Source organism: Ruegeria sp. B32 (assembly GCF_025141855.1).
Classification (GTDB): Bacteria; Pseudomonadota; Alphaproteobacteria; order Rhodobacterales; family Rhodobacteraceae; genus Ruegeria; species Ruegeria arenilitoris.
Genome location: NZ_CP081106.1, coordinates 787,394 through 810,747 on the forward strand (window position 1 = coordinate 787,394; position 23,354 = coordinate 810,747).

A 23,354-nucleotide genomic window follows, 5' to 3' on the forward strand; every position below is an offset into this window, starting at 1 on the left:
CTCACAACGGCCAGAACACGAGGATCGCCGGGACCGAAACCGCCACGATCAGAATTTCCAGGGGCAGGCCCATACGCCAATAGTCGCCAAAACGATAGCCGCCGGGCCCCAGCACCAGCGTATTGTTTTTGTGCCCGATCGGGGTGAGGAACGCCGCCGAGGCGGCCACCGCCACCGTCATCAGGAACGGATCGGGTGAAACCTCGAGCGTGCGCGCCATCTGGATGCCCACCGGCGCGGCCACGATGGCGGTTGCTGTGTTGTTCAGCACGTCCGACAGCGTCATGGTCACGACCATCAGAACCGTCAGGATGGCCCATGCCGGCAGGCCGTCGGTCAGTTGGACCAGCGCGTTCGCGATCAGTTCCGTCCCGCCCGAGCTTTCCAGCGCGCTGCCCAGCGGGATCATCGAGCCCAGCAGGACCACGACCGGCCATTCGATCTGATTGTAGATCTCGGTGATCGGGATGATTTTGGTCAGCACATAAGCGATCACCACAAGCCCCAGCGCGATCGGCAGGTAGATCAGGCCGATGCTGGCGGCCAGAACGGCAGCGGCGAACAAGCCGATCGCCAGCCACGCCTTGTCATTCGCGGTCACGTTCAGGCCGCGCTGGGCCAGAGGCAGGCAGCCGAGCCACTCGGTCACGTCCGCGCCCCGGTCGCGCGGGCACAGCAACAGCAGGATGTCGCCCGGCTGTACCTCGGTCTTGCGGACCTGTTGGGTGATGCGCCGACCCTGGCGGGAAATGCCCATCAGGATCGTGTTCTGCCGCCAAGCCAGCCCCAGCCCCTGTGCCGTACGGCCATTGATGCGGGCGCTTTCGGGCACGACGACTTCGATCACCTCCAGCCCATCGCCGGCCGCGGTCAGCAGCTCTTGCCGGCGGGCATCCGAGAAATCCAGATTCAGCGCGGCGCGGAACTCGTCCAGCGCCTCGGGGCTGGCTTCCAGCACCAGCGCGTCGCCTTCCTGAAGGATCGCGTTTGCCGCGCGGCCATAGCGGCGCTTGCCGTCCCGGATCAGGCCGATGATGGCGACGTCGGATTTCTCGGCGACCTCGTCCAGCTCGGCGACGCGCGTGCCGATATGGGGTGACTCGGCCGGGATTGTCAGTTCAGCGATATATTCCGCCAGCGTTTCCGAACTCTCGGTCTGTTCGCCGCGGTTGGGGATCAGTCGCCAGCCTATCAGGGCGACGAAGGCCAGACCTGCGATGGCCGCCAGCCCGCCAACCGGAGCGAAATCGAACATGTGGAACGGCTCGCCCAGGGTTTCCTGTCGGATCGACGCGATGATGATGTTGGGCGGTGTGCCGATCAACGTGGCCATGCCGCCCAGAATGGTGGCAAAGCTCAGCGGCATCAGCGTCAGCCCAACTGAACGCCCCGCCTTGCGCGCGGTCTGAATGTCGACAGGCATCAGCAGCGCAAGCGCCGCCACGTTGTTCATGAAGGCGGACAGAACCGCTCCGATCCCGCCCATCAGCGCGATATGCGCACCCAGACCCCGCGAGGCATCGACCAGCGTGCGGGTGATCAGGAACACCGCACCCGACCGCACCAACCCGGCCGAGACCACAAGCACTAGCGCCACGATGATCGTGGCCGGATGGCCGAACCCTGCAAAAGCTTTGTCAACCGGCACAACACCCAGGATCACGCCGACCATCAAGGCGGCAAACGCCACAAGATCATAGCGGAACCGCCCCCAAAGCAGCAGACCGAATACGGTAATAAAGAGTGCAAAGAGAATGATCTGATCTGTCGTCATTGGGTCACCATAAACGCGCTGACTGCACGAGCAAGCGGGTGTCTTGATCCTTTGCCCCGCAAACGTCTATATGTGCGCCGAATACGCAATCACGATTACGAGGACGCAACATGGCAGGCCACTCAAAATGGGCCAACATCCAGCACCGCAAGGGGCGCCAGGACGCCGCGCGGTCCAAGCTGTTTTCCAAGCTGTCGAAAGAGATCACCGTGGCCGCCAAGATGGGCGACCCCGATCCCGACAAGAACCCGCGCTTGCGTCTGGCGGTCAAAGAGGCCAAGTCGAACTCGGTGCCGAAGGACGTGATCGAACGCGCGATCAAGAAATCCCAGGCGGGCGACGGTGAGGATTACGAAGAAATCCGGTACGAAGGCTACGGTCCCAACGGTGTGGCCGTGATCGTCGAGGCGATGACCGACAACCGCAACCGCACTGCGTCGAACGTGCGTTCGACCTTTTCCAAGAATGGCGGAAACCTGGGCGAGACCGGCTCGGTCGGGTTCATGTTCGACCGGAAGGGCGAAGTGATTTATCCCGCATCGGCGGGCGATGCCGACACGATCTTCGAGGCGGCCATCGAGGCTGGGGCCGAAGATGTGGAAAGTTCGGAAGACGGTCATATCATCTGGTGTGCGGATACCGACCTGAACGATGTGTCCAGCGCGCTCGAGGCGGCTCTGGGTGAATCTGAATCCACCAAGCTGGTGTGGAAACCCACGACCACCACCGAACTGGGCCTCGAGGATATGCAGCGCCTGATGAAGCTGGTCGAAGCGCTTGAGGACGATGACGACGTTCAGCGCGTGACCACCAATTTCGAGGCCACCGACGAGGTGATGGCGCAACTCTAAGCGTCGCACTCGGTTGTTTTTGGAGCCCGGCCGAACACGGCCGGGTTTCTTTTTTTACCTGCGACGCACTTGGTTCTTGGCGCATGTGGGTCCTGCGCATACCCTTGGGGTTGAACCGCGCAGAAAGGAACTGGCAGAGACCTTGCGACAGACAGGTCGGGGCCGGCACGACAGGACATGACAGGCAAATCCACGGAATTGGAGCGGCGAAATGTGCCGGTTCTGGCAAGCCAAAGCGTGCTGTCCCAGGTAGCGTGGACGATGGGCAGCCCTTCGATCGTCTTGCCGTTTCTGGCGGTCTCCCTGGAAATGCCCATGTTTCTTGCCGGGGCGTTGGTTTCCGTACGTCAGGCAGGCAACATGATTTCGGACATGTTCTTTGCGGTCCCTGTGTCCGCGAAGCAGCAGAAGAAACGTTCCATTGCCCTGACCGAGGTCGCGATTGGTGCATGCCTTCTGGCAGCCATCGTGGTTGCGGCGATCGGGGGCTCGCCCATGGTGGCAGCGGCTTTTGTCTTGGCCTTCTTTGCAATCGGTATGATCGAAGAGGTCCAGGCGCTGATGTTCACTGACCTTTGGGGGGATCACCTTCGCTCGAAATCCCGGATCTGGATGAGCTATCTTCAACTGGGGGCAGGGGGGCTTGGGGCCATCGGGCTGACACTGACGCTGCATCACCTGACTTCGGACAACCCGCCATTCTCGCGTCACTCAACCGTGATCGCGGTATCTGCCGGGTTCTTTGTGCTGTCCGGACTATCCATTCTTGCCCTGGCCGAACTGTCGCGGTCGCAACCCCAGGCTCAAACCGGTCGCCGAGCGGCGGGGCAGTTCCTGTCGGACGCTCGAGCCATGTTCGAATTCGCCTGGTTCCGGCGGTATCTGACCATGCGGCTGCCGCTGGTCGGGGTTTCTCTGTCGGTGCCGTTCTTTGCATTGATCGCAGCCGAGGCGCATCATGGATCGGCCAAGGGGCTGACGGCGTTGATCATTTCGTCGGCGACCGGCTATCTGGTCGCCGCGCCCCTGTGGCAGCTCGTGAACATGAAATCACACCGGGCGGTCATGGTGGCCGGGTCGTTGATGGTGGGGGTGACGGGCGTCGTTCTGGTTGCGGTTCACTATTTGCATCTTGACCACGACGTTAACCTGCACGCGATCGCCCTGTTCGTGGCGACCGTCGCGACAACCGGCATCGGCAGTGCGCGCAAGCTGTATTTCATCGACACCGCGCCCAAGGAACAGCGGGTCAAGGCGTCAGCCGCGATCAAGAGCATTTGCAGGCTCGTGGCGATTGTCGGGTCGGCGGGATTGGCGGCGGTTGCGCATATGAACGAGGTCGCACTGGCCGTCGCTTTCCTCACGCTGTGCAGTTTCTGGTCCGCAATTGCATGCTATCGTCTGGTCACGCCGCAGCCGAAGGATGCGGAAGGCGTCACCTGAGCCATCGATCACAGCATGGTGTTACGGGTTTGCCAGCACTTGCGCCGCGACTTTCCGAACCGCTCGCGTCAACGGTGAAAGCGCCGGTGCAAGGATGCGCCCGACCTGCCAGGTCAGAGGCACATCCAGCGGGGTGTTGGGCGCAAGCTCGCGCAGACGGCCATCCGCAATCGCGCTTTGGACCAGATGCGCGGGGTTCATCCCCCAACCCAAACCTGCTGCAGCGGCAGCTACGAACCCGTGAGACGAGGGTAGGAAGTGGGTCGGAGGAGACAGCCGGCTACCCGTTTGCGCATGGATCCAGGCTTTTTGCAGGGCATCCTTCCTGTTGAAGGTCAGGCAGGGTGCCCGCGACAGGCTCTGAGCATTCACTCCGCCAGGGAACCAGCGAGCCATGAACTCGGGGCTTGCCGTCGGCAGGTACCTGAGCGTGCCGAGGGCGATGGAATCGCATCCCGGGACGGTTTGCCCGCCGACCGAGATGGCGGCGCTGACATCCCCGCGCCGCAGCCATTCAGCCGAGTGATCCTGATCGTCGATCGCAAGGTCAAACAGCATATCATCAACTGCTGCCATCGCGTCTATGAACCAGGTGGAAAGAACATCCGCCGGAACCGCGATCCTGACCCGGGTGGGGCCTGTGCCCTGTTCCAGCGAAAGCTCGCGATTGAGTTGCGCCTCAAGCAGGCCGATGTCTTCGGCATGGCGGGCAAGCCGCAAGCCAGCCGGGGTTCCGGTGCAGGGCGCGCCGCGGTGAATCAACGATACGCCGACCCGATCCTCCAGCGCCTTGATCCGTTGCGAAATCGCAGATGGCGTTACCGCCAGTTCCGCGGCGGCGGCGTCAAAGCTGCCATGCCGCAGAATAGCGGCCAACGCGGCCAGGTGATGTGGGTCCAAGTGCATTAGAGAATCTAATTATGGCTCATTATCTTTAATTTGATACATGCGTATCTGTCGCGTAGTCAACGGACCTGAACAGGAGGGTCCATGTCTACATCCGTCATCGCCGGCTTTGCGCTTGGCTTCAGTTTGATCCTGGCAATCGGCGCTCAGAACGCGTTTGTCCTCAGGCAGGGGCTCAGACGCGAGCATGTTTTTGTGTTGTGCCTGACATGCGCCGTGTCAGACGCCATTCTGATTGCCGCAGGTGTCGCGGGCTTCGGCAGCCTGGCAACTGCGGCGCCGTGGTTCGAGCCGATGATGCGATACGGCGGCGCGCTGTTCTTGACGTGGTACGGACTGCGCAGTCTGGCATCAGCCTGGCGCGGCGGCGCAGCGCTTGAGGTCGGAGAGGCGAAGCGTACAAGTCTGCGCGCGGCCTTGCTGACCGTTCTGGCCTTCACCTGGCTCAATCCGCATGTCTATCTGGACACGGTGGTGCTGATTGGCTCGATTTCGGCGCAGTATGAAGACCGGATGGGTTTCGCCATCGGCGCCATGTCCGCCAGTTTCGTTTTCTTCTTCTCTCTGGGATACGGGTCCAGGGTGCTGTCTCCCATTTTCGCCCGACCCAGGGCATGGCAGGTGCTGGATGTGCTGATCGGTATCGTCATGTTGGCGATCGCCTGGAAGCTGGTCGCAATGTAGAGGCTTGTTCGTCGCCGGGTTTCCGTGTTCAACCGAAGCCATGACAACGATCGCCACCCAATCCCGCCCGCTTGCCGGAATGTTCTGGATGTTCAGCGCTGGGCTGTCCTTTGTGGCGATGACAGCCTTGGTCAAATCTCTGGGTACCTCGATGGATCCGATTGAGGCTGCGTTCCTGCGGTATGCTTTGGGGCTGGTCTTTCTGCTGCCAGCCATGCGGGCGATCCTGACCACGCATCTGACCCGCCGGCATATTGCCTTGTTTGGACTGCGTGGGGCCATACATGCGGTCGGGGTCATGTTGTGGTTCTTTGCGATGACCCGTATCCCGCTGGCGGAAGTGACTGCGATGAACTACCTGACGCCGGTCTATGTGACCTTGGGCGCCGCGCTTTTTCTGGGCGAGACGATGGCCTTTCGCCGTATCGCGGCCGTGCTTGTCGCCATCGTGGGCGCTGTGATCATTCTACGGCCCGGGTTCCGCGAGATTTCCGCCGGGCATCTGGCGATGCTGGGCACCTCGCTGATGTTGGGGGGGTCGTACCTGCTGGCCAAAGCGATGGTGCAGGACGTGCGGCCTTCGGTCGTTGTGGCGCATCTGTCGATCTGGACGACGTTGTTTCTTATCCCTTTTGCGATCGCCGTCTGGACTCCGCCCAGCCTGCGCGACATCGGCGTGCTGTTCATGATCGCCAGTTTTGCAACGGCGGGGCACTATTTCATGACCTTGGCTTTGCAGGCTGCACCCGTCGCGGTGACCCAGCCGGTCACCTTCCTGCAGCTGATCTGGGCCACGCTTCTAGGTGCGCTTGTGTTTCAAGAGGGCATCGATATCTGGGTCGTCGCTGGGGGGACGCTGATCCTCGCAGCGGTCAGTTTCATAACCTGGCGCGAGGCCGTTCTGAACCGCAGTGGCTTGACCCCTCCAAGCCTTGCCCCCAAGCTGTAAAAGCCCCGGAGCCCCCAAGGGCAACGTTATTGATTGACGAGTCAATAAAAAGCCCTTAGCGTTTGTTCTGTTGAGACTAGGTTTGGGGGCGGTTATGCCAAAACTCGGAATGGAGCCGATCCGGCGCGATGCGATCGTCAGGGCGACGATTGCCGAGTTGGGGTCCAAGAAGTCCCTGGATGTAACCGTCAGTCAGATCGCCAAACGCGCCGGCATGTCCAGCGCCCTCGCGCACCATTACTTCGGGGGGAAAGACCAGATCTTTCTGGCGGCGATGCGGCGCATCCTTGGCGATTTTGGCGCCGAAGCCCGAACCGAACTGAAGGCCGCGGCACCGGACCAGCGCGCCCAGGCCATCATCCGCGCCTGTTTCGCGCCGTCCTGCTTTACGCCCGACGTGATCGCCGCGTGGATGACCTTTTACGTTCTGGCCCAGACCAACGATGACGCGCTGCGCCTGTGGCAGATCTATCAGGCGCGGATTCGGTCCAACCTGATCCACGCGTTGCGCCCGCTGATGAAGGACCCGGTCGAAGCGGCCGAGAACATGATCGCTCTGATCGACGGTCTGTACATCCGCGCCGCTTTGTCCGCGCCCGAGGAACCGCAACTGGCGGTTTCCCACGCCATGCGCGTCCTGACGACCTTGCTCGAGGCCGAAAAATGACACGACCCAACATTCTGATCCTGATGGTGGATCAGCTCAACGGTACCCTCTTTCCCGACGGTCCCGCCGAGTGGCTGCACGCGCCCAACCTCAAGAAACTGGCGGCGCGGTCAACGCGGTTTGCCAATGCCTATACGGCCTCGCCGCTGTGTGCGCCTGGGCGGGCCAGCTTCATGTCGGGCCAGTTGCCTTCGCGCACGGGGGTCTATGACAACGCGGCCGAGTTCCGCAGCGACATCCCCACCTATGCCCATCACCTGCGCCGCGCGGGCTATTACACCTGCCTGTCGGGCAAGATGCATTTCGTCGGCCCCGACCAGCTGCACGGGTTCGAGGACCGCCTGACCACCGACATCTATCCGGCCGATTTCGGCTGGACCCCGGATTACCGCAAACCGGGCGAGCGCATCGACTGGTGGTATCATAACATGGGTTCGGTCACCGGGGCCGGCGTGGCCGAGATCACCAACCAGATGGAGTATGACGAAGAGGTCGCCTATCACGCCAAGGCCAAGCTCTATGATCTGGCCCGCGGCAAGGATGACCGCCCGTGGTGCGTGACCGTCAGCTTCACCCACCCGCATGACCCCTATGTGGCGCGGCGCAGATACTGGGACCTGTACGAGGAATGCGAGCACCTGCTGCCGCAGGTCACGGATCTGGGGTACGACAATCAGGATCCACATTCCCAGCGCATCTTCGACGCCAATGACTGGCGCAGTTTTGACATCACCGAAGAAGACATCCGTCGCTCGCGCCGGGCCTATTTCGCCAATATCTCGTACCTGGACGACAAGATCGGCGAGATCCTAGATGTGCTGGAAACCACCCGGCAAGAGGCGATCATCCTCTTCGTCTCCGACCACGGAGACATGCTGGGCGAGCGGGGCCTTTGGTTCAAAATGAACTTCTACGAAGGCTCGGCCCGAGTGCCGCTGATGATCTCGGCGCCGGACCTGCCGACGGGCCGCATCGACACACCAGTTTCGACCATCGACGTGACCCCGACGCTGGGCGCGCTGGCGGGTATCGACATGTCGGAGATTGCTCCATGGACGGACGGGCAGGACCTTGTGCCGCTGGCCAACGGCACGGAGCGCACCGCGCCGGTTCTGATGGAATACGCGGCCGAGGCGTCTTATGCGCCCTTGGTGTCGATGCGCTATGGCAAGTGGAAATACAACCGCTGCGCGCTGGACCCCGATCAGCTGTTCGACCTCGAGGCCGACCCGCACGAGTTGGAGAACCTGGCCGACAAGCCCGAGCACGCCGGCACGCTGCAAACCCTGCGCGCCAAGTCCGAGGCGCGCTGGGATCTAGACCGGTTCGACGCCGAGGTGCGCGCCAGCCAGGCGCGGCGCTGGGTCGTGTACGAGGCGCTGCGGCAGGGCGGCTATTACCCGTGGGATTATCAGCCGCTGCAGCAAGCGTCTGAGCGCTACATGCGCAACCACATGAATCTGGACAACCTCGAGGAAAACCAGCGCTTCCCGCGCGGCGAATGACCTCTTTCACATTTTGAAGATACGCCCACCGGTGGCAACGCACGGGACATCCCGCGCCACCGGTCGGGGCCAATGGAGACACGACCATGGAAGCAGATTTCGTCATCGTCGGCGCCGGATCCGCCGGATGTGCGATGGCCTATCGTCTGAGCGAAGCGGGGGCCTCGGTTTTGGTGATCGAGCATGGCGGCACCGATGCAGGGCCGTTCATCCAGATGCCGGCGGCGCTGAGTTATCCGATGAACATGCCGATCTATGACTGGGGCTATCAGTCCGAGCCCGAACCCCACCTGAACAACCGGCGGCTGGCCTGCCCGCGCGGAAAGGTGATCGGAGGGTCGTCCTCGATCAACGGGATGGTCTATGTGCGCGGCCATGCGCGCGACTTTGACACCTGGGCCGATATGGGCGCGGATGGCTGGTCCTTTGCGGATGTTCTGCCCTATTTCAAACGGATGGAAAGCTGGCACGACGGCGGCCATGGTGGTGACCCCAAATGGCGCGGTACCAACGGCCCGCTGCATGTGTCGCGGGGGCCGCGCAAGAACCCTCTGTTCAAGGCCTTCGTCGAGGCCGGGCGGCAGGCCGGCTACGAGCTGACCGATGACTACAACGGCGAGAAACAGGAAGGCTTCGGCCCGATGGAGCAGACCGTCTGGAAAGGGCGGCGCTGGTCGGCGGCCAATGCCTATCTGAAGCCCGCGCTGAAACGCCCGAACTGCGATATCGTACGGGGCCTTGCCACGCGCGTGGTCATCGAGGAGGGCCGCGCAACCGGGGTCGAACTGATCCGTGGTGGCCGAACGCAGATCGTGCGCGCCCGGCGCGAGGTGGTGCTGGCGGCCTCGTCGATCAACTCGCCCAAGCTTCTGATGTTGTCGGGGATCGGACCCGCCGCGCATCTGGCCGAGCACGGCATCAACGTGGTCGCCGACCGGCCCGGCGTGGGGGCGAACCTGCAGGATCACCTGGAACTGTATATCCAGCAGGCCTCGCTGCAGCCGATCACGCTGTACAAATACTGGAACCTGTTCGGCAAGGGCCTGATCGGGGCGCAGTGGCTGTTCACCAAGACCGGCCTTGGCGCGTCGAACCAATTTGAAAGCGCGGCGTTCATCCGGTCGAAGCCGGGGGTCGAGTACCCGGATATCCAGTACCACTTCCTGCCCATCGCCGTGCGCTATGACGGCAAGGCCGCAGCCGAGGGGCACGGCTTCCAGGCGCATGTGGGGCCGATGCGCTCACCCTCGCGCGGGGCGGTGACGCTGCGCTCGGCCAAGCCTGAGGACGCGCCGGTGATCCGCTTCAACTACATGAGCACCGAGCAGGACTGGGAGGATTTCCGCACCTGCATCCGCCTGACCCGCGAGATTTTCGGGCAGGATGCGTTCAAGCCCTATGCCGGCAAGGAGATCCAGCCCGGTGCGGACGTGCAGACCGACGAAGACCTGAACGCCTTCATCGCCGAACATGCCGAGAGCGCCTATCATCCCTGCGGCACCTGCCGGATGGGGCGGGCGGACGACCCGAACGCGGTCGTCGATCCACAGGGCCGTGTCATCGGGGTGGATGGGCTGCGCGTGGCGGACAGCTCGGTGTTCCCGCAGATCACCAACGGCAACCTGAACGCGCCGTCGATCATGGTTGGCGAAAAGATGTCGGACCACCTGCTGGGCAAAGACCCGCTGCCCCGGTCCAATGACCGGCCTTGGATCCACCCCAAATGGGCCGAGGCGCAGCGTTGAATGCATTGTCGGTAAGGGGGATGCGACCGCGAGGGAAACATTCCCCTTCCAATTGATCCGAGTCAAAGTCAGCTTTGGTATTAGGGTCTAGCTGTAGTGCGAAACCAAACTCAAGGAGCGAGCAGGAATGTCCCATACCCCGCATGAACTGGCCGAGGAATTCCCGGACAAGGTTGAACTGATGAGCCAGCTCAAGCAGACCGATGCCCATTTCGCCCGGCTTGCGGACGAATATCACGAACTCAACCGTATGGTGCATCGGGCGGAAACCAATGTTGAGCCGATGGAAGACTTGGCCGAGGGCGAACTGCGCAAAAAGCGAGCCGCGCTCAAGGATCAGATCTGGTCGATCTTGAGCAAAGCGTGAACCAAAAAAGGGCGGGAATTGATCCTGCCCTTTTCCGTTTTTCGGCTCAGGTGACTTCGTAGGGCAGCGTGCCGCGCGTGTGGGCGTCGATCTTCAGTCGGCGCTCCAGCGGTGGGACGGACCGTTGGTGGCAGGTCTGGCGTTCGCAGATGCGGCAGGAAATCCCGATCGGCTCGTAGGCGCTGGTGTTGTTGATATCCAGGTTGTCGGCATAGACCAGTGCTTCGGCGTGCCGGACCTCACACCCGAGGGCGATGGCATAACGGCGCACTGGCGCACCGAAGGAGCCGCCCGATTTCGACACGTCCCGCGCGATCGAGATATACCGAACCCCGTCGGGTGTTTCCGCCAATTGCAGCAGGAAATGACCAGGCGTTTCAAAGGCCCGGTGCACGTTCCAAAGCGGGCAGGCCCCACCGAACCGCGCAAATTGTAGCCGGGTGGCCGAATGGCGTTTGGTGATCGTGCCCGCCTGATCGACCCGCACAAAGAAGAACGGGATGCCCTTGGCGCCCGGTCGCTGCAGCGTGGACAACCGGTGGGCGACTTGTTCGATCGAAGCGCCGAACCGGTTGCTCAGCAATTCAAGATCGTGCCGGTCCTCCTGCGCCGCTGACAAAAAGGCGGTGTAGGGCATCAGTGACGCGCCGGCGAAATAGTTTGCGAGGCCGATCTTGGCGATCGAGCGGGCTTCGTCGCTTTGAAACTTGGCAAAGTCCAGCGTGGCCTCGAGCAGTTTGTCCTGGCTGATCAGTGCGACCTGCAGCAGCAGTTGAAAGACCTGGGTCTGCGGCGCAGCGCGCGAGGACAGGCGCAAAGTCTTTGTAGCGTTGTCATAGCTGCGTAGGGCCGGAATGTCTTCGAACATCACCTGAACTCCGCGTTCCTTCAGGCTGTCCAGTGCTGCCTGCCGAATGCCTCCCGGTCCTTCGGCGCGGGCGGCGAACCGTTCAGCGGCCCGATCGACCGCGTCGATGTAGTTGTCGCAATAGTGGAAGAAATCACGCACCTCTTCCCACGGGCTGGCCTGAATGCGCGCGTCCTCGCGTCCGAGGGCCTCGTCCAGCGAGGCGAGCCTCTCGTGGGTCTGACGGTAGGCTTTGTGCAGCTCGATGAAGGACCGCGCCAATGCGGGGGCATTGGACGCCGTTAGCCGCAGGTCCGCCAGAGGGGGGATGGCATCCGCAAATACAGGATCGGCCAACGCCTCGCGCATGTCCGAGACCAGACGCTCGCTATCGCCGGTGCTCAGCTCGGTTACATCCATGCCGAATTCCTGAGCCAGCGCCAGAACAACTGTGGTCGAGATCGGCCGGTTGTTGTTCTCCATCTGGTTCAGATAGGGCAGGGACACGCCCAGCTTGGCGGCGAATTCCTTTTGCGTCAGCGTCAGACGCGTCCGCATTTCGCGCAGCTTTGCACCTGCGTAGAGTTTCTGAGTGGCCATCGGGTTTTCTTTGCAGTTATTCCGCCTGCGCAGGCTAACTTTGCAAAGTCCCGGGTGCAAGATGGCTAGATGCCGAGTTGACGTTCCCGCCAGATCACGCTGCTGATCGCGACGATGGCCAGAACCGATGTGGCCAACATCAACCACAACAGCGGCATGGCGCCGGTTTCATTGGTCAGCATCGCACCGGCCAGGGCGCTGAGAGCTGCGCCGCCGCCCAGCATGATCGCGCCGCTTAGCCCGGATGCGGTCGCAGCCAGATGTGGCCGCACGGACAGCGATCCGGCGGTTGCATTCGGGATCGACATGCCGTTGCCCAGGCCGACGAATGTCATGAACCCGAAAAAGCTGAGCGCCGAGCCCCAACCCGCCAGAAACAGAACCGCCGACAACGCGACGCCGATTGCGTTCAGCCAGCAGCCCCAGCGCACCATCCGGTTCACGCCATAGCGTACCGAGTACCGGCCGCTGATGAAGTTCCCGAAGAAGTAACCGACGGCAGGGGCGCCGAAATAGATTCCGACTTCGGCGGCGGTCAGGCCAAAGATCTCGGTGCCGATGAAAGGCGCGCCGCCCAGATAGGCGAAGAACGCGCCAGACGACAACGCGGATGACAGCGAATACCCCCAGAACCGCGGAGAGGTCAGCAGTTCGGGATACTCCCGGAACTGTTGGATCAGGGTTTTGCCGCTCTTGGCCGAGGTTTCTCCGAAGTCATGATAGGTCAGCGCCAGCGCGAAGGCGGCCAGTCCGAAAGGCAGCCAGAAATTGGCCTTCCAGCCAAAACTTTCCTCCAGAACACCCCCGATGGCGGGTCCGATCATCGGCACGACGGCCATGCCCATAGTGACGTAACCGATCATGGATGCGGCCTGATCCTGGTCATACATGTCGCGCACCGCTGCACGGCTGAGGACGATCCCCACGACGATAACGGCCTGCCCCATGCGGAAGGCAAGAAATGTCTCGACGTTTGGGGCGTAGATGCACCCCAGCGTTGCCAGCAGAAACAGCACCAGCCCCCACAGCAGCACCGGCCGCCGCCCGGCCTTGTCGGCGATCGGACCGATCAGGATCTGCAGAACGGCGTTGATCAGCAGATACAACGCAATCGACAGCTGCATGACCTTGTAGTCGGCCTCAAAATACACCGCCATGAAAGGCAGGCTGGGAAGGAACAGGTTCATGCTGAGCGCCGACAATCCCGACAGCAGGACAAGCGTTAGCAGCTTGGGCGGAGAGCGGTGCGTAGACGTGGAACTGAACTGCATGGTTCACTCATAATTCCGCTATTCGGGAAAGGCCATGCCGATGCACAAACATTAACTGATTTGCAATTCCCAGAAATGTAATTGCCAAAATTTTGCAAATTTGCCGAAAAGGCCTTTGGGTGATGCGGAGCAATCTATATTGTCGCCACAAATTTGACAGGGGAAAATCGTGATGAAGGACATCCTTGCCGAGCTTGAAAACCGCCGTGAGGACGCGCGCCTGGGTGGCGGGCAAAAACGGATCGATGCGCAGCATGCGCGGGGCAAGCTGACGGCGCGCGAGCGGATCGAGCTGCTGGTCGATGAGGGCAGCTTTGAAGAGTTCGACATGTTCGTGACCCATCGCTGCACCGATTTCGGCATGGAAAAACAAAAACCTGCCGGGGATGGCGTTGTGACCGGCTGGGGTACGATCAATGGCCGCATGGTCTATGTGTTCAGCCAGGACTTTACGGTGTTTGGCGGGTCTCTGTCGGAAACGCATGCGCAGAAGATCTGCAAGATCATGGATATGGCCATGCAGAACGGCGCGCCTGTAATCGGCATCAACGACTCGGGAGGGGCGCGAATCCAGGAAGGTGTCGCCTCGCTGGCGGGCTATGCCGAGGTGTTCCAGCGCAACATCATGGCCTCGGGTGTGGTGCCGCAGATCTCGGTGATCATGGGTCCCTGTGCCGGTGGCGCGGTCTACAGCCCGGCGATGACCGACTTCATCTTCATGGTCAAAGACACCTCGTACATGTTCGTGACTGGCCCCGACGTGGTGAAGACGGTCACCAACGAGGTCGTCACCGCCGAGGAACTGGGCGGAGCATCGACCCATACCAAGAAGTCCAGTGTGGCTGATGGCGCTTTCGAAAACGATGTCGAAGCGCTGGCCGAAGTGCGGCGGCTGGTCGACTTCCTGCCGCTCAACAACCGGGAAAAGCCGCCCGTGCGCCCGTTCTTTGACGAGCCGGGGCGGATTGAGACTTCTCTGGACACGCTGGTCCCGGAAAACCCCAACACCCCCTACGACATGAAGGAACTGATCACCAAGGTAGCCGATGAGGGTGATTTCTATGAAATCCAGGAGGATTTCGCGAAGAACATCATCACTGGCTTCATTCGGCTTGAGGGGCAGACCGTCGGCGTGGTGGCAAACCAGCCGATGGTTCTGGCGGGGTGTCTGGACATTGACAGCAGCCGCAAGGCCGCACGGTTTGTACGGTTCTGCGACTGTTTTGAGATTCCGATCCTGACCCTGGTGGACGTTCCCGGCTTTTTGCCCGGCACCAGCCAGGAATATGGCGGTGTCATCAAACATGGCGCCAAACTGTTGTTTGCCTATGGCGAAGCGACCGTGCCCAAGGTGACCGTGATCACTCGCAAGGCTTACGGCGGCGCCTATGACGTCATGGCGTCAAAGCACCTGCGCGGTGATTTCAACTATGCCTGGCCAACCGCCGAGATCGCAGTGATGGGCGCGAAGGGTGCAACCGAAATCATCCACCGCGCCGATCTGGGAGATCCGGACAAGATCGCGAAGCACACTCAGGACTATGAGGATCGGTTCGCCAACCCGTTTGTCGCGGCCGAACGCGGCTTCATCGACGAGGTGATCATGCCGCACTCGACGCGCCGCCGTGTGTCGCGGGCCTTTGCCAGCCTGCGCAACAAGCAGCTGAAGAACCCTTGGAAGAAACACGACAACATTCCGCTGTAATCAGCAGGGGCGCTTTGCCCCGGTTCGATCCACGAATGTTCCCGATTGACCGCTGACACAAAACCGTTTCATGATCCCAGCCACCAGATACGGAACAGCGCAGGAGATGATCCTGGCGCCTGCGACCCCGGAAGGAGGAGCCTGCCTGTGGCGGGTCCGGGGTCGCGCTCTTGTTCTGGCATTCATGTGTTTTGGATCGCCCGGTTTCGCGCAGGACGGGAACCTGTTGCCGGTTCCATCCGGCCAGCCGGTGACACTTGAGGACGTTCTGGTCGATACCAACCCGGGCGAACTCTGGCTGCGGTTTCGATTTGTCGCGCCCAAGATCGGCGATGAGGTGGGCGGTATCGGCTATGACGTGGCCGCGACCGACATGGAGCATCTGTGTCAGACACTGGCCATTCCTTATGTCGCGCACCATCAACTCAGCCCGGCGCGGGTCGTGATCTCGCTGTCCGACCGCCCGGTGGAATTCGGCAACTCGTCTCCGGATGCGACGCAGTATTTTGAAGCCTACCGGTTGGAGCAATCCGCATGTATCTGGGAGGGACTCTGAACATGATTTCCCGATCTCATGTCGTCGGAGCATTCCGAGAAACTGATGCGGCTTTGGAGATACGCATGACACATTCATCCCTGCGCGGGTGCCCGTCGCGGACCGGTTTTTTGAACGAGGTGCCGGCATGTTGAAGCACCGTGGTTTCCCCGGACGGCTGCCGGGAACCGATTTCCAGTTCACGATCCGCCGGGCAAACCCCAAGGGCGTGACGCCATTGACCCGTCGTGAACGCTATCGGGACCGAAAAGCCGCGGACAAGCGTGCCGATACGGCATTCCTCGAAGCTTTGTGGGAGCATTTCGGGGATCAGCCGTTTGAACGCGGAAATCTGGACGCTGGTCGCCTCAGCTGGCTGTTCGGGCGCGAGGTCGTGCCCGCCGAGGATCCGTTCGATCCGGCCAGCTATGATGCGTTGCTGAAGATCGACTTTGAGACTGCGCGGCAATCCTTCCCCGATATCTTCGGTGGGGAGGTTTAGTTCGGCATGAGCCTTCAGCCAAATATCAGGGGTTCATCTGCTTGGAGCACGATCCGGCGGCGACCGGATATGCGGTCCAGTCGGTACCCCGTGATGGCTGAAGTCTGTGCCGGAACACGTTGCAAACCGCGCTCTTTCGGCACGAACCTGCGCGCCGTTTCCGGGAATGGGCAATTTCCAGCCGGAATTTCCGGCGTTGCAATTGATCCGTTGGCGGCCGCATTTTTGCTGTGCAAGGTGAAGGGGCCGTGCGGCTCGACTTTGCCTGCGCCGCACATGCACCTACTATTCCGTACCCCTTCCTTCCGCGGGCAGGACCGTGTTTCCAACACAGACCTGCCCGCGCTTTTCTTTGGCCGTACTGCGGACCCAAGGCGGCAAAAACCTGCGCAAAGCCCTGTTTCACCCCGTTTGATATTGAATAACAAAGCCCGATTCAGGCATTTGCTGTTCAATTCGACAAGAAACCAAAAGGGGCAGTATACATGCGAATCTCACGAGTTTTCCTTGCGCTCGCAACCTGTGGCGGGTTGGCAGCCTGCGGTGATTCAACCGGGGAACAGGCGCTGCTTGGCGGCGGAGTCGGGGCTGTCGGGGCTGCGGTTCTCAGCGCGGACCCGATCCTTGGGGCTGCGGTCGGTGCGGCCGGCAACGTGCTGTATTGCAAGACGCAAAACAACTGTAACTAATACCGGTTTTCCGGGGCGCGCGCCGTCCCGGTCATCATTTGACGGAACGCCGTTGCGGGGCATCAGCCCGGCAACGGCGTTTTCGTTTGTCCAGAACACAAAGACAGAGGACGTTCCATGTTCAACAAGATCCTGATCGCCAACCGAGGCGAGATTGCCTGCCGGGTCATCAAGACCGCTCGGAAAATGGGAATCGGCACTGTCGCCATCTACTCGGATGCCGACAAGCACGCGTTGCATGTGGAAATGGCCGACGAGGCGGTTCACATCGGCCCCCCGCCGGCGAACCAGTCCTACATCGTGATCGACAAGGTGATGGACGCCATCCGCCAGACCGGCGCGCAGGCGGTGCATCCGGGCTATGGCTTTTTGTCGGAAAACGCGAAATTCGCCGAAGCGCTCGAGGCCGAAGGCGTCGTGTTCGTGGGCCCGCCGAAAGGGGCGATCGAGGCCATGGGTGACAAGATCACTTCGAAGAAGATCGCGCAAGAGGCCGATGTCAGCACCGTTCCCGGATACATGGGCCTGATCGAGGATGCGGATGAGGCGGTGAAGATCAGCCAGCAGATCGGCTATCCGGTAATGATCAAGGCCAGCGCCGGCGGCGGCGGCAAGGGCATGCGCATCGCCTGGAACGACGAGGAGGCACGCGAAGGCTTCCAGAGCTCCAAGAACGAGGCGGCGAATTCCTTCGGCGATGACCGGATCTTCATCGAGAAATTCGTGACGCAACCGCGCCACATCGAGATTCAGGTTCTTTGCGACACGCATGGCAACGGCATCTATCTGGGCGAGCGTGAATGCTCGATCCAGCGCCGCAACCAGAAAGTGGTCGAAGAGGCCCCGTCGCCCTTCCTGGACGAGGCGACCCGCCGCGCGATGGGCGAGCAGGCCGTGGCGCTGGCCAAGGCCGTCGGGTACGCCAGCGCGGGCACGGTGGAATTCATCGTGGATGGCGACAAGAATTTCTACTTCCTGGAAATGAACACCCGCCTGCAGGTGGAACACCCGGTGACCGAGCTGATTACCGGTGTCGATCTGGTCGAACAGATGATCCGCGTCGCCGCAGGCGAGCCGCTGTCGATCACCCAGGATGACGTCAAGCTGACCGGCTGGGCGATCGAGAACCGGTTGTATGCCGAGGATCCTTATCGCAACTTCCTGCCCTCGATCGGGCGGCTGACCCGCTATCGTCCACCGCAGGAGGTGGCCGCGGGGCCACTGCTGGAAAACGGCAAATGGCAGGGCGATGCGCCCAGTGGCGAGACAGCCGTGCGCAACGATACCGGCGTCTATGAGGGCGGCGAGATCAGCATGTACTATGACCCGATGATCGCCAAGCTGTGCACCTGGGCGCCGACCCGCGAGCAGGCGATCGAGGCGATGCGCGTGGCGCTGGACAGTTTCGAGGTCGAAGGCATCGGCCACAACCTGCCGTTCCTGTCGGCGGTGATGGATCACCCCAAATTCGTCAGTGGTGACATGACCACCGCATTCATCGCCGAGGAATACCCCGATGGGTTCAACGGTGTAGAACTGCCCGAAGGCGACCTGCGCCGCATTGCGGCCTCGTGCGCGGCGATGCACCGGGTGGCCGAGATCCGCCGCACCCGCGTTTCGGGCCGGATGGACAACCACGAACGCAAAGTCGGCAAGCGCTGGGTGGTCACGCTGCAGGGGCAGGAATATGCCGTGCAGGTGAATGCAGACCGCGACGGCGCCACGGTCAAGTTCGAGGGCGGTTCCGCCCTACGCGTCAGCTCGGACTGGACTCCCGGCGACCAACTTGCGGTTCTGGACGTGGACGGCAGCCCGCTCGTGCTGAAGGTGGGCAAGATCTCGGGCGGGTTCCGCATCCGCAACCGGGGGGCGGACCTGAAGGTGCATGTGCGCCGGCCGCGCGCTGCCGAACTGGCCAAGCTGATGCCCGAGAAACTGCCGCCAGACACCTCGAAGATGCTGCTGTGCCCGATGCCGGGCCTGATCGTGAAGATCGATGTCGAGGTCGGCCAAGAGGTGCAGGAAGGTCAGGCGCTGTGCACGGTCGAGGCGATGAAGATGGAGAACATCCTGCGCGCGGAGCGCCGGGGCGTGGTGTCCAAGATCAACGCCGGTCCGGGTGACAGCCTGGCCGTCGATGACGTGATCATGGAGTTCGAATAACGCCCATGTGCGCTTGCCCGGAGAATGTGGGTTTTGCCCGTTCGGCCGCCATCTGCACCGTCGGTGCGGATGGGGCGGGCGTGGCAGACCCCTTGCGCCGGGCGGGTCTGGGTCGTCAGCGCGCCTCGCGCCGCTCGCGGACTTCGCGTTCGCGCAGGGGGGTCTTGTCGATGGACCGGCTGATCTCGCGCACGCTCCACGGCGTGGGCTTGCGCAGCTTCACCACACCGTCCTTGTCGACGAAGACCATCGCGAACCCGCGCGGGCGCAGTTGCGTCCGGATCGGGGATCGCGCCGAAGGGTCGGTGTCGGTCAGCACGATGACATCCCGGTCACGCATCATGTCTTCGCCCTCCAGCAACATGTCGATCTGCTGCTGGAACCGGGGATCGGCCGGCGTATCGGCGAACACCACTATGGGGCGGTGTGTCCACAGAAACTCGTTCAGATCGCTGTCTCCGGCTGGCCGGATATACGCGGTTTCATCCGGGGCCGCACCGTCGGCGGCGACGGCAGCCACAGGCAAAAAAGCTGACAAAACAAGGGCAAGCGTGCGGGTCATGTGGTCTCCTGTTCCTTTGAATATAGACCCAGTTGCCGCGAATGCGACCGGCGAAATGCGTGCGACGATCAAAAATTTGAATGATCGGACCTGCCGTGCGCCGGGTCAGCCCTTCCCTATTCATACCCAGCCCCTCGGCGCGCCATTCGGGCCCGCGACGGGAACAGACAAGAGGATTACGCTATGACCGATACGAAGGATTGGCGCGCCCTGGCCGAAAAAGAGTTGCGTGGGCGCCCTGTCGAAGACCTCACCAAGACGACGCTGGAGGGGATCGAGGTCAAGCCGCTGTATACGCAGGACGACATCGAGAACCTGCCGCATATCGGGTCGCTGCCAGGCTTCGGGCCGTTCACACGCGGTGTGAAGGCAACCATGTATGCGGGCCGCCCGTGGACCATCCGCCAATATGCAGGTTTTTCCACGGCCGAAGAATCGAATGCCTTTTACCGCCGCAACCTCGCGGCCGGTCAGCAGGGCGTTTCGGTCGCCTTCGATTTGGCCACGCACCGCGGCTATGACAGCGACCACCCGCGCGTGGTGGGGGATGTGGGCAAGGCCGGTGTTGCCATCGACAGCGTCGAGGACATGAAGATCCTGTTCGACGGCATTCCGCTGGATCAGGTCTCGGTCTCGATGACGATGAACGGCGCGGTGATCCCGATCCTGGCCAATTTCATCGTCACCGGCGAAGAGCAGGGCCATGACAAGTCGGTCCTGGCGGGCACCATTCAGAACGACATTCTGAAAGAGTTCATGGTCCGCAACACCTATATCTACCCGCCCGAGCCCTCGATGCGGATCATCTCGGACATTATCGAATACACCTCGAACGAGATGCCCAAGTTCAACTCGATCTCGATCTCGGGCTACCACATGCAGGAGGCCGGGGCGAACCTAGTGCAGGAACTGGCCTATACTCTGGCCGACGGGCGCGAATATGTGCGCGCAGCCATCGACGCGGGAATGGACGTGGACAAGTTCGCTGGCCGTCTGTCGTTCTTCTTTGCCATCGGCATGAACTTTTTCATGGAGATCGCCAAGCTGCGCGCCGCGCGTACTCTGTGGCACCGGGTGATGACCGAATTCGGGGCCAAGTCGGACCGCTCGAAGATGCTGCGCACCCATTGCCAGACCTCGGGCGTTTCGCTGCAGGAGCAAGACCCGTACAACAACGTGATCCGCACCGCATATGAGGCGATGAGCGCGGTGTTGGGTGGCACACAGTCGCTGCATACCAACGCGCTGGACGAAGCGATTGCTCTGCCTACCGATTTCTCGGCCCGCATTGCGCGGAATACACAGTTGGTGTTGCAGGAAGAAACCGGCGTTACCGATGTGGTCGATCCGTTGGCCGGCTCCTACTATGTGGAAAGCCTGACCAATGAGCTGGCCGAAAAAGCCTGGGCCCTGATGGAAGAGGTCGAGGAGATGGGCGGCATGACCAAGGCGGTTGCCAGCGGCATGCCCAAGCTGCGGATCGAGGAAAGCGCCGCGCGCCGTCAGGCCATGATCGACCGTGGCGAAGAAGTAATCGTCGGCGTCAACAAGTACCGCAAGGAAAAGGAAGACCCGATCGAGATCCTCGAGGTCGACAACCAGGCCGTCCGCGAGGCGCAGATCGCCCGGCTGGAACGCATCCGCGCGACCCGGGACGAGGCCGCCTGTCAGGCTGCGTTGGACGAACTGACCCGGCGCGCGAAAGAGGGGGGCAACCTGCTGGAAGCCGCCGTCGAGGCTGCGCGTGCCCGCGCAACCGTAGGAGAGATCAGCATGGCAATGGAAAAGGAATTCGGCCGTCATCGGGCCGAAGTGAAAACGCTGGCTGGTGTATATGGCGCAGCTTACGAAGGTGACGAGGGCTTTGCCGCCATCCAGAAATCGATCGAGGAATTTGCCGAGGAAGAGGGCCGCCGCCCGCGTCTTCTGGTGGTGAAGATGGGCCAGGACGGTCACGACCGCGGGGCCAAGGTGATCGCCACCGCGTTCGCCGATATCGGTTTCGACGTGGACGTCGGCCCGCTGTTCCAGACCCCGGCCGAGGCCGCGCAGGACGCGATCGACAATGACGTGCATGTGGTTGGCATTTCCAGCCAGGCGGCGGGCCACAAGACGCTGGCACCGCAACTGGTGGAGGAGCTGAAAAAGGCCGGCGCCGAAGATATCATCGTGATTTGTGGTGGCGTCATCCCCCAGCAGGATTATCAGTTCTTGTACGACCATGGGGTCAAGGCGATCTTCGGGCCGGGGACCAACATCCCCGAGGCGGCGCAAGACATCTTGCGCCTGATCCGCGAGGCGCGCGCCTGAACTGTGACTTTGGGGGGCATTATGCCCCTTTTTTGCGATGCCTGCGGCCTCAGGCATCGCCCGCTGGGATGTTTGGTGTCAGATGAAGTGCCCAAGTCGGACTTTTCATGGTATCCGATGGCATGAGGTCGGTTTTGGACGCTGGAGGCGCAATTATGGAGCTTGATCATCTGGCGGTGGCCGCGTCGACCTTGGACGAGGCGGTCGCGCATGTAGAGCAGGCCTTGGGTATTCCGATGGTGCCCGGTGGCAAACATGGAAAATTCGGCACCTACAACAAGCTTCTTGGGCTGGACGAGGGCCTGTATCTTGAAGCGATCGCGATTGACCCGGAAGCTGCCGATCCTGGGCGGCCACGTTGGTTTGATCTTGATCGTTTCTCGGGGCCGCCGCGGCTCAGCAACTGGGTCTGTCAGGTTTCGGATCTGCAGGCCTATGTCGATGGATTCTCAATCGACATAGGCGATATCCATGACCTTGATCGTGGTGCGTTGCGGTGGAAGATGGCGGTGCCGGGATCGGGGTGTTTGCCGTTCGACAACCTGTTTCCCGCCTTGATTCAATGGCAAGGTGACTTGCATCCGGCTGGCATGCTGCGGGCCAGTGGCTGCCACCTGCGGCGGCTGGTGGTCTTTCACCCGGACGCGCTGGATTTGGCGCAATTGCTCGGCCCGCTCGACAGGGTAGTTTTTGATTCCGGGCCTGCGGCTCTGCGGGCTGAATTTGAAACGCCGCACGGACCGCGGGTACTGGAATGATCATTCGCCCGGCTCTGCCCCGGGATGCGGCTGAAATTGCGGAGATCACCAATTCGATCATCCGCGAGACGCTGATCACGTTTACCACGACCGAGCGAAGCCCCGAAGAAATCGCGCGGGATATCGACGAGCGAGGGCTGGCGTTCCAAGTTGCCGAACTTGACGGCCGTGTCGTGGGATATGCGACTTACGGCGGTTTTCGCTCGGGTCCCGGATATGCGCACAGCCGGGAACACACCATCCTGCTGGCTTCTGAAGGCCGGGGGCGGGGCGCGGGTCGCGCGCTGATCCGAACCTTGGAGGAGGTGGCGCGATCGCAAGGCGTGCATGTTCTGGTCGCTGGAATCTCGGCCGAGAACCCGGGCGCGATTTCCTTTCATGCGGCGGTCGGTTTTGAGACGGTCGGCCGAATGCCGGAAGTTGGTCATAAATGGGGGCGTTGGCTGGATCTTGTGCTGATGCAGAAAATTCTGGCTCCGGAATGAATGGTCGCACCTGACAGTCCGTACTCGGCGCGCTAG

At 61.7% G+C, this 23,354-nt stretch carries 21 protein-coding genes; 16 read left to right on the forward strand and 5 right to left on the reverse strand.

The genetic code is table 11. The features are described 5' to 3' along the window. Window position 1 precedes the first annotated feature (1 nt). A complete protein-coding gene (locus K3752_RS04140; RefSeq protein ID WP_260065136.1) occupies window positions 2-1,774 on the reverse strand; it encodes an SLC13 family permease in 1,773 nt (590 codons plus the stop codon). Window positions 1,775-1,884: 110 nt separating this feature from the next. On the opposite strand from K3752_RS04140, the gene K3752_RS04145 reads away from it, so the two are divergent. Together K3752_RS04145 and K3752_RS04150 are read left to right on the forward strand one after the other, a co-directional pair. Then, window positions 1,885-2,625, forward strand: a complete 741-nt coding sequence (locus K3752_RS04145) for a YebC/PmpR family DNA-binding transcriptional regulator (RefSeq protein WP_170390965.1) — start codon at window positions 1,885-1,887, stop codon at window positions 2,623-2,625. Between the two features lie 177 nt (window positions 2,626-2,802). Then, the gene (locus tag K3752_RS04150; RefSeq protein WP_260065138.1) at window positions 2,803-4,068 is read left to right on the forward strand and encodes a permease; all 1,266 of its coding nucleotides are present in this window, start codon (window positions 2,803-2,805) and stop codon (window positions 4,066-4,068) included. A gap of 21 nt (window positions 4,069-4,089) precedes the next feature. Here K3752_RS04150 and K3752_RS04155 read toward each other — a convergent pair whose 3' ends face one another. Next, window positions 4,090-4,974: a LysR family transcriptional regulator ArgP gene (locus tag K3752_RS04155; protein ID WP_260065139.1), complete on the reverse strand. Its 885-nt coding sequence runs from the start codon at window positions 4,972-4,974 to the stop codon at window positions 4,090-4,092. An 84-nt stretch (window positions 4,975-5,058) separates the two neighbouring features. Here K3752_RS04155 and K3752_RS04160 point away from each other — a divergent pair, with 84 nt between their 5' ends. The 6 genes from K3752_RS04160 to K3752_RS04185 all read left to right on the forward strand — a co-directional run bounded on the left by K3752_RS04160 (window position 5,059) and on the right by K3752_RS04185 (window position 10,891). After that, window positions 5,059-5,658: a LysE/ArgO family amino acid transporter gene (locus tag K3752_RS04160; RefSeq protein ID WP_093964771.1), complete on the forward strand. Its 600-nt coding sequence runs from the start codon at window positions 5,059-5,061 to the stop codon at window positions 5,656-5,658. A gap of 40 nt (window positions 5,659-5,698) precedes the next feature. Further along, a complete protein-coding gene (locus K3752_RS04165; protein ID WP_170357230.1) occupies window positions 5,699-6,607 on the forward strand; it encodes a DMT family transporter in 909 nt (302 codons plus the stop codon). Between the two features lie 94 nt (window positions 6,608-6,701). After that, window positions 6,702-7,274, forward strand: coding sequence for a choline-responsive transcriptional repressor BetI (gene betI, locus K3752_RS04170; RefSeq protein WP_170369485.1), 573 nt, complete (start codon window positions 6,702-6,704; stop codon window positions 7,272-7,274). Next, complete coding sequence (gene betC / locus K3752_RS04175; protein ID WP_260065142.1) at window positions 7,271-8,779, forward strand: choline-sulfatase; 1,509 nt, start codon at window positions 7,271-7,273, stop codon at window positions 8,777-8,779. The genes betI and betC overlap by 4 nt, the downstream gene beginning before the upstream one ends. 86 nt (window positions 8,780-8,865) lie before the next feature. Next, window positions 8,866-10,524: a choline dehydrogenase gene (gene betA, locus K3752_RS04180; RefSeq protein WP_260065144.1), complete on the forward strand. Its 1,659-nt coding sequence runs from the start codon at window positions 8,866-8,868 to the stop codon at window positions 10,522-10,524. A 127-nt stretch (window positions 10,525-10,651) separates the two neighbouring features. Next, window positions 10,652-10,891, forward strand: coding sequence for a YdcH family protein (locus K3752_RS04185; protein WP_093964776.1), 240 nt, complete (start codon window positions 10,652-10,654; stop codon window positions 10,889-10,891). A 46-nt stretch (window positions 10,892-10,937) separates the two neighbouring features. Here K3752_RS04185 and K3752_RS04190 read toward each other — a convergent pair whose 3' ends face one another. Both K3752_RS04190 and K3752_RS04195 read right to left on the reverse strand, forming a co-directional pair. Beyond that, the gene (locus K3752_RS04190; RefSeq protein WP_093964777.1) at window positions 10,938-12,338 is read right to left on the reverse strand and encodes a short-chain fatty acyl-CoA regulator family protein; all 1,401 of its coding nucleotides are present in this window, start codon (window positions 12,336-12,338) and stop codon (window positions 10,938-10,940) included. 65 nt (window positions 12,339-12,403) lie between these two features. Further along, entirely contained in the window at window positions 12,404-13,609 is a 1,206-nt protein-coding gene (locus K3752_RS04195) for a multidrug effflux MFS transporter (protein ID WP_170436662.1), read from the reverse strand. Window positions 13,610-13,781: 172 nt separating this feature from the next. Between K3752_RS04195 and K3752_RS04200 the strand changes: the two genes are divergently transcribed. The 5 genes from K3752_RS04200 (at window position 13,782) to K3752_RS04220 (ending at window position 19,203) form a co-directional block, all read left to right on the forward strand. Continuing rightward, window positions 13,782-15,314 carry an acyl-CoA carboxylase subunit beta gene (locus K3752_RS04200; protein ID WP_170340194.1) on the forward strand — a complete coding sequence of 511 codons (1,533 nt, stop codon included), beginning with the start codon at window positions 13,782-13,784 and terminating at the stop codon, window positions 15,312-15,314. A gap of 70 nt (window positions 15,315-15,384) precedes the next feature. Continuing rightward, entirely contained in the window at window positions 15,385-15,870 is a 486-nt protein-coding gene (locus K3752_RS04205; protein ID WP_170364635.1) for a DUF6497 family protein, read from the forward strand. A gap of 127 nt (window positions 15,871-15,997) precedes the next feature. Beyond that, window positions 15,998-16,351, forward strand: a complete 354-nt coding sequence (locus tag K3752_RS04210) for a hypothetical protein (RefSeq protein WP_260065147.1) — start codon at window positions 15,998-16,000, stop codon at window positions 16,349-16,351. Window positions 16,352-16,836: 485 nt separating this feature from the next. After that, window positions 16,837-17,040 (forward strand): hypothetical protein, encoded by a 204-nt coding sequence (locus K3752_RS04215; RefSeq protein WP_093964781.1) that lies wholly within the window; start codon window positions 16,837-16,839, stop codon window positions 17,038-17,040. Between the two features lie 117 nt (window positions 17,041-17,157). Continuing rightward, window positions 17,158-19,203, forward strand: coding sequence for an acetyl/propionyl/methylcrotonyl-CoA carboxylase subunit alpha (locus tag K3752_RS04220; protein ID WP_260065149.1), 2,046 nt, complete (start codon window positions 17,158-17,160; stop codon window positions 19,201-19,203). Window positions 19,204-19,318: 115 nt separating this feature from the next. On the opposite strand, the gene K3752_RS04225 is transcribed toward K3752_RS04220, so the two are convergent. Then, a complete protein-coding gene (locus K3752_RS04225; RefSeq protein ID WP_170598574.1) occupies window positions 19,319-19,765 on the reverse strand; it encodes a DUF4174 domain-containing protein in 447 nt (148 codons plus the stop codon). Window positions 19,766-19,948: 183 nt separating this feature from the next. Between K3752_RS04225 and scpA the strand changes: the two genes are divergently transcribed. The 3 genes from scpA (at window position 19,949) to K3752_RS04240 (ending at window position 23,318) form a co-directional block, all read left to right on the forward strand. Then, complete coding sequence (gene scpA, locus K3752_RS04230; protein ID WP_260065152.1) at window positions 19,949-22,075, forward strand: methylmalonyl-CoA mutase; 2,127 nt, start codon at window positions 19,949-19,951, stop codon at window positions 22,073-22,075. 155 nt (window positions 22,076-22,230) lie between these two features. Further along, window positions 22,231-22,833: a VOC family protein gene (locus tag K3752_RS04235; protein WP_260065153.1), complete on the forward strand. Its 603-nt coding sequence runs from the start codon at window positions 22,231-22,233 to the stop codon at window positions 22,831-22,833. Next, the gene (locus K3752_RS04240) at window positions 22,830-23,318 is read left to right on the forward strand and encodes a GNAT family N-acetyltransferase (protein ID WP_170527873.1); all 489 of its coding nucleotides are present in this window, start codon (window positions 22,830-22,832) and stop codon (window positions 23,316-23,318) included. Before K3752_RS04235 ends, K3752_RS04240 begins: the two co-directional genes overlap by 4 nt. The last annotated feature ends 36 nt before the right edge of the window (window positions 23,319-23,354 follow it).

Excerpts from the sequence above, each read along its gene's own strand:
- K3752_RS04140 (WP_260065136.1), bottom strand. The coding sequence starts at position 1,774 with ATGACGACAGATCAGATCATTCTCTTTGCACTCTTTATTACCGTATTC.
- K3752_RS04145 (WP_170390965.1), top strand. The coding sequence starts at position 1,885 with ATGGCAGGCCACTCAAAATGGGCCAACATCCAGCACCGCAAGGGGCGC.
- K3752_RS04150 (WP_260065138.1), top strand. The coding sequence starts at position 2,803 with ATGACAGGCAAATCCACGGAATTGGAGCGGCGAAATGTGCCGGTTCTG.
- K3752_RS04155 (WP_260065139.1), bottom strand. The coding sequence starts at position 4,974 with ATGCACTTGGACCCACATCACCTGGCCGCGTTGGCCGCTATTCTGCGG.
- K3752_RS04160 (WP_093964771.1), top strand. The coding sequence starts at position 5,059 with ATGTCTACATCCGTCATCGCCGGCTTTGCGCTTGGCTTCAGTTTGATC.
- K3752_RS04165 (WP_170357230.1), top strand. The coding sequence starts at position 5,699 with ATGACAACGATCGCCACCCAATCCCGCCCGCTTGCCGGAATGTTCTGG.
- betI (WP_170369485.1), top strand. The coding sequence starts at position 6,702 with ATGCCAAAACTCGGAATGGAGCCGATCCGGCGCGATGCGATCGTCAGG.
- betC (WP_260065142.1), top strand. The coding sequence starts at position 7,271 with ATGACACGACCCAACATTCTGATCCTGATGGTGGATCAGCTCAACGGT.
- betA (WP_260065144.1), top strand. The coding sequence starts at position 8,866 with ATGGAAGCAGATTTCGTCATCGTCGGCGCCGGATCCGCCGGATGTGCG.
- K3752_RS04185 (WP_093964776.1), top strand. The coding sequence starts at position 10,652 with ATGTCCCATACCCCGCATGAACTGGCCGAGGAATTCCCGGACAAGGTT.
- K3752_RS04190 (WP_093964777.1), bottom strand. The coding sequence starts at position 12,338 with ATGGCCACTCAGAAACTCTACGCAGGTGCAAAGCTGCGCGAAATGCGG.
- K3752_RS04195 (WP_170436662.1), bottom strand. The coding sequence starts at position 13,609 with ATGCAGTTCAGTTCCACGTCTACGCACCGCTCTCCGCCCAAGCTGCTA.
- K3752_RS04200 (WP_170340194.1), top strand. The coding sequence starts at position 13,782 with ATGAAGGACATCCTTGCCGAGCTTGAAAACCGCCGTGAGGACGCGCGC.
- K3752_RS04205 (WP_170364635.1), top strand. The coding sequence starts at position 15,385 with ATGATCCCAGCCACCAGATACGGAACAGCGCAGGAGATGATCCTGGCG.
- K3752_RS04210 (WP_260065147.1), top strand. The coding sequence starts at position 15,998 with ATGTTGAAGCACCGTGGTTTCCCCGGACGGCTGCCGGGAACCGATTTC.
- K3752_RS04215 (WP_093964781.1), top strand. The coding sequence starts at position 16,837 with ATGCGAATCTCACGAGTTTTCCTTGCGCTCGCAACCTGTGGCGGGTTG.
- K3752_RS04220 (WP_260065149.1), top strand. The coding sequence starts at position 17,158 with ATGTTCAACAAGATCCTGATCGCCAACCGAGGCGAGATTGCCTGCCGG.
- K3752_RS04225 (WP_170598574.1), bottom strand. The coding sequence starts at position 19,765 with ATGACCCGCACGCTTGCCCTTGTTTTGTCAGCTTTTTTGCCTGTGGCT.
- scpA (WP_260065152.1), top strand. The coding sequence starts at position 19,949 with ATGACCGATACGAAGGATTGGCGCGCCCTGGCCGAAAAAGAGTTGCGT.
- K3752_RS04235 (WP_260065153.1), top strand. The coding sequence starts at position 22,231 with ATGGAGCTTGATCATCTGGCGGTGGCCGCGTCGACCTTGGACGAGGCG.
- K3752_RS04240 (WP_170527873.1), top strand. The coding sequence starts at position 22,830 with ATGATCATTCGCCCGGCTCTGCCCCGGGATGCGGCTGAAATTGCGGAG.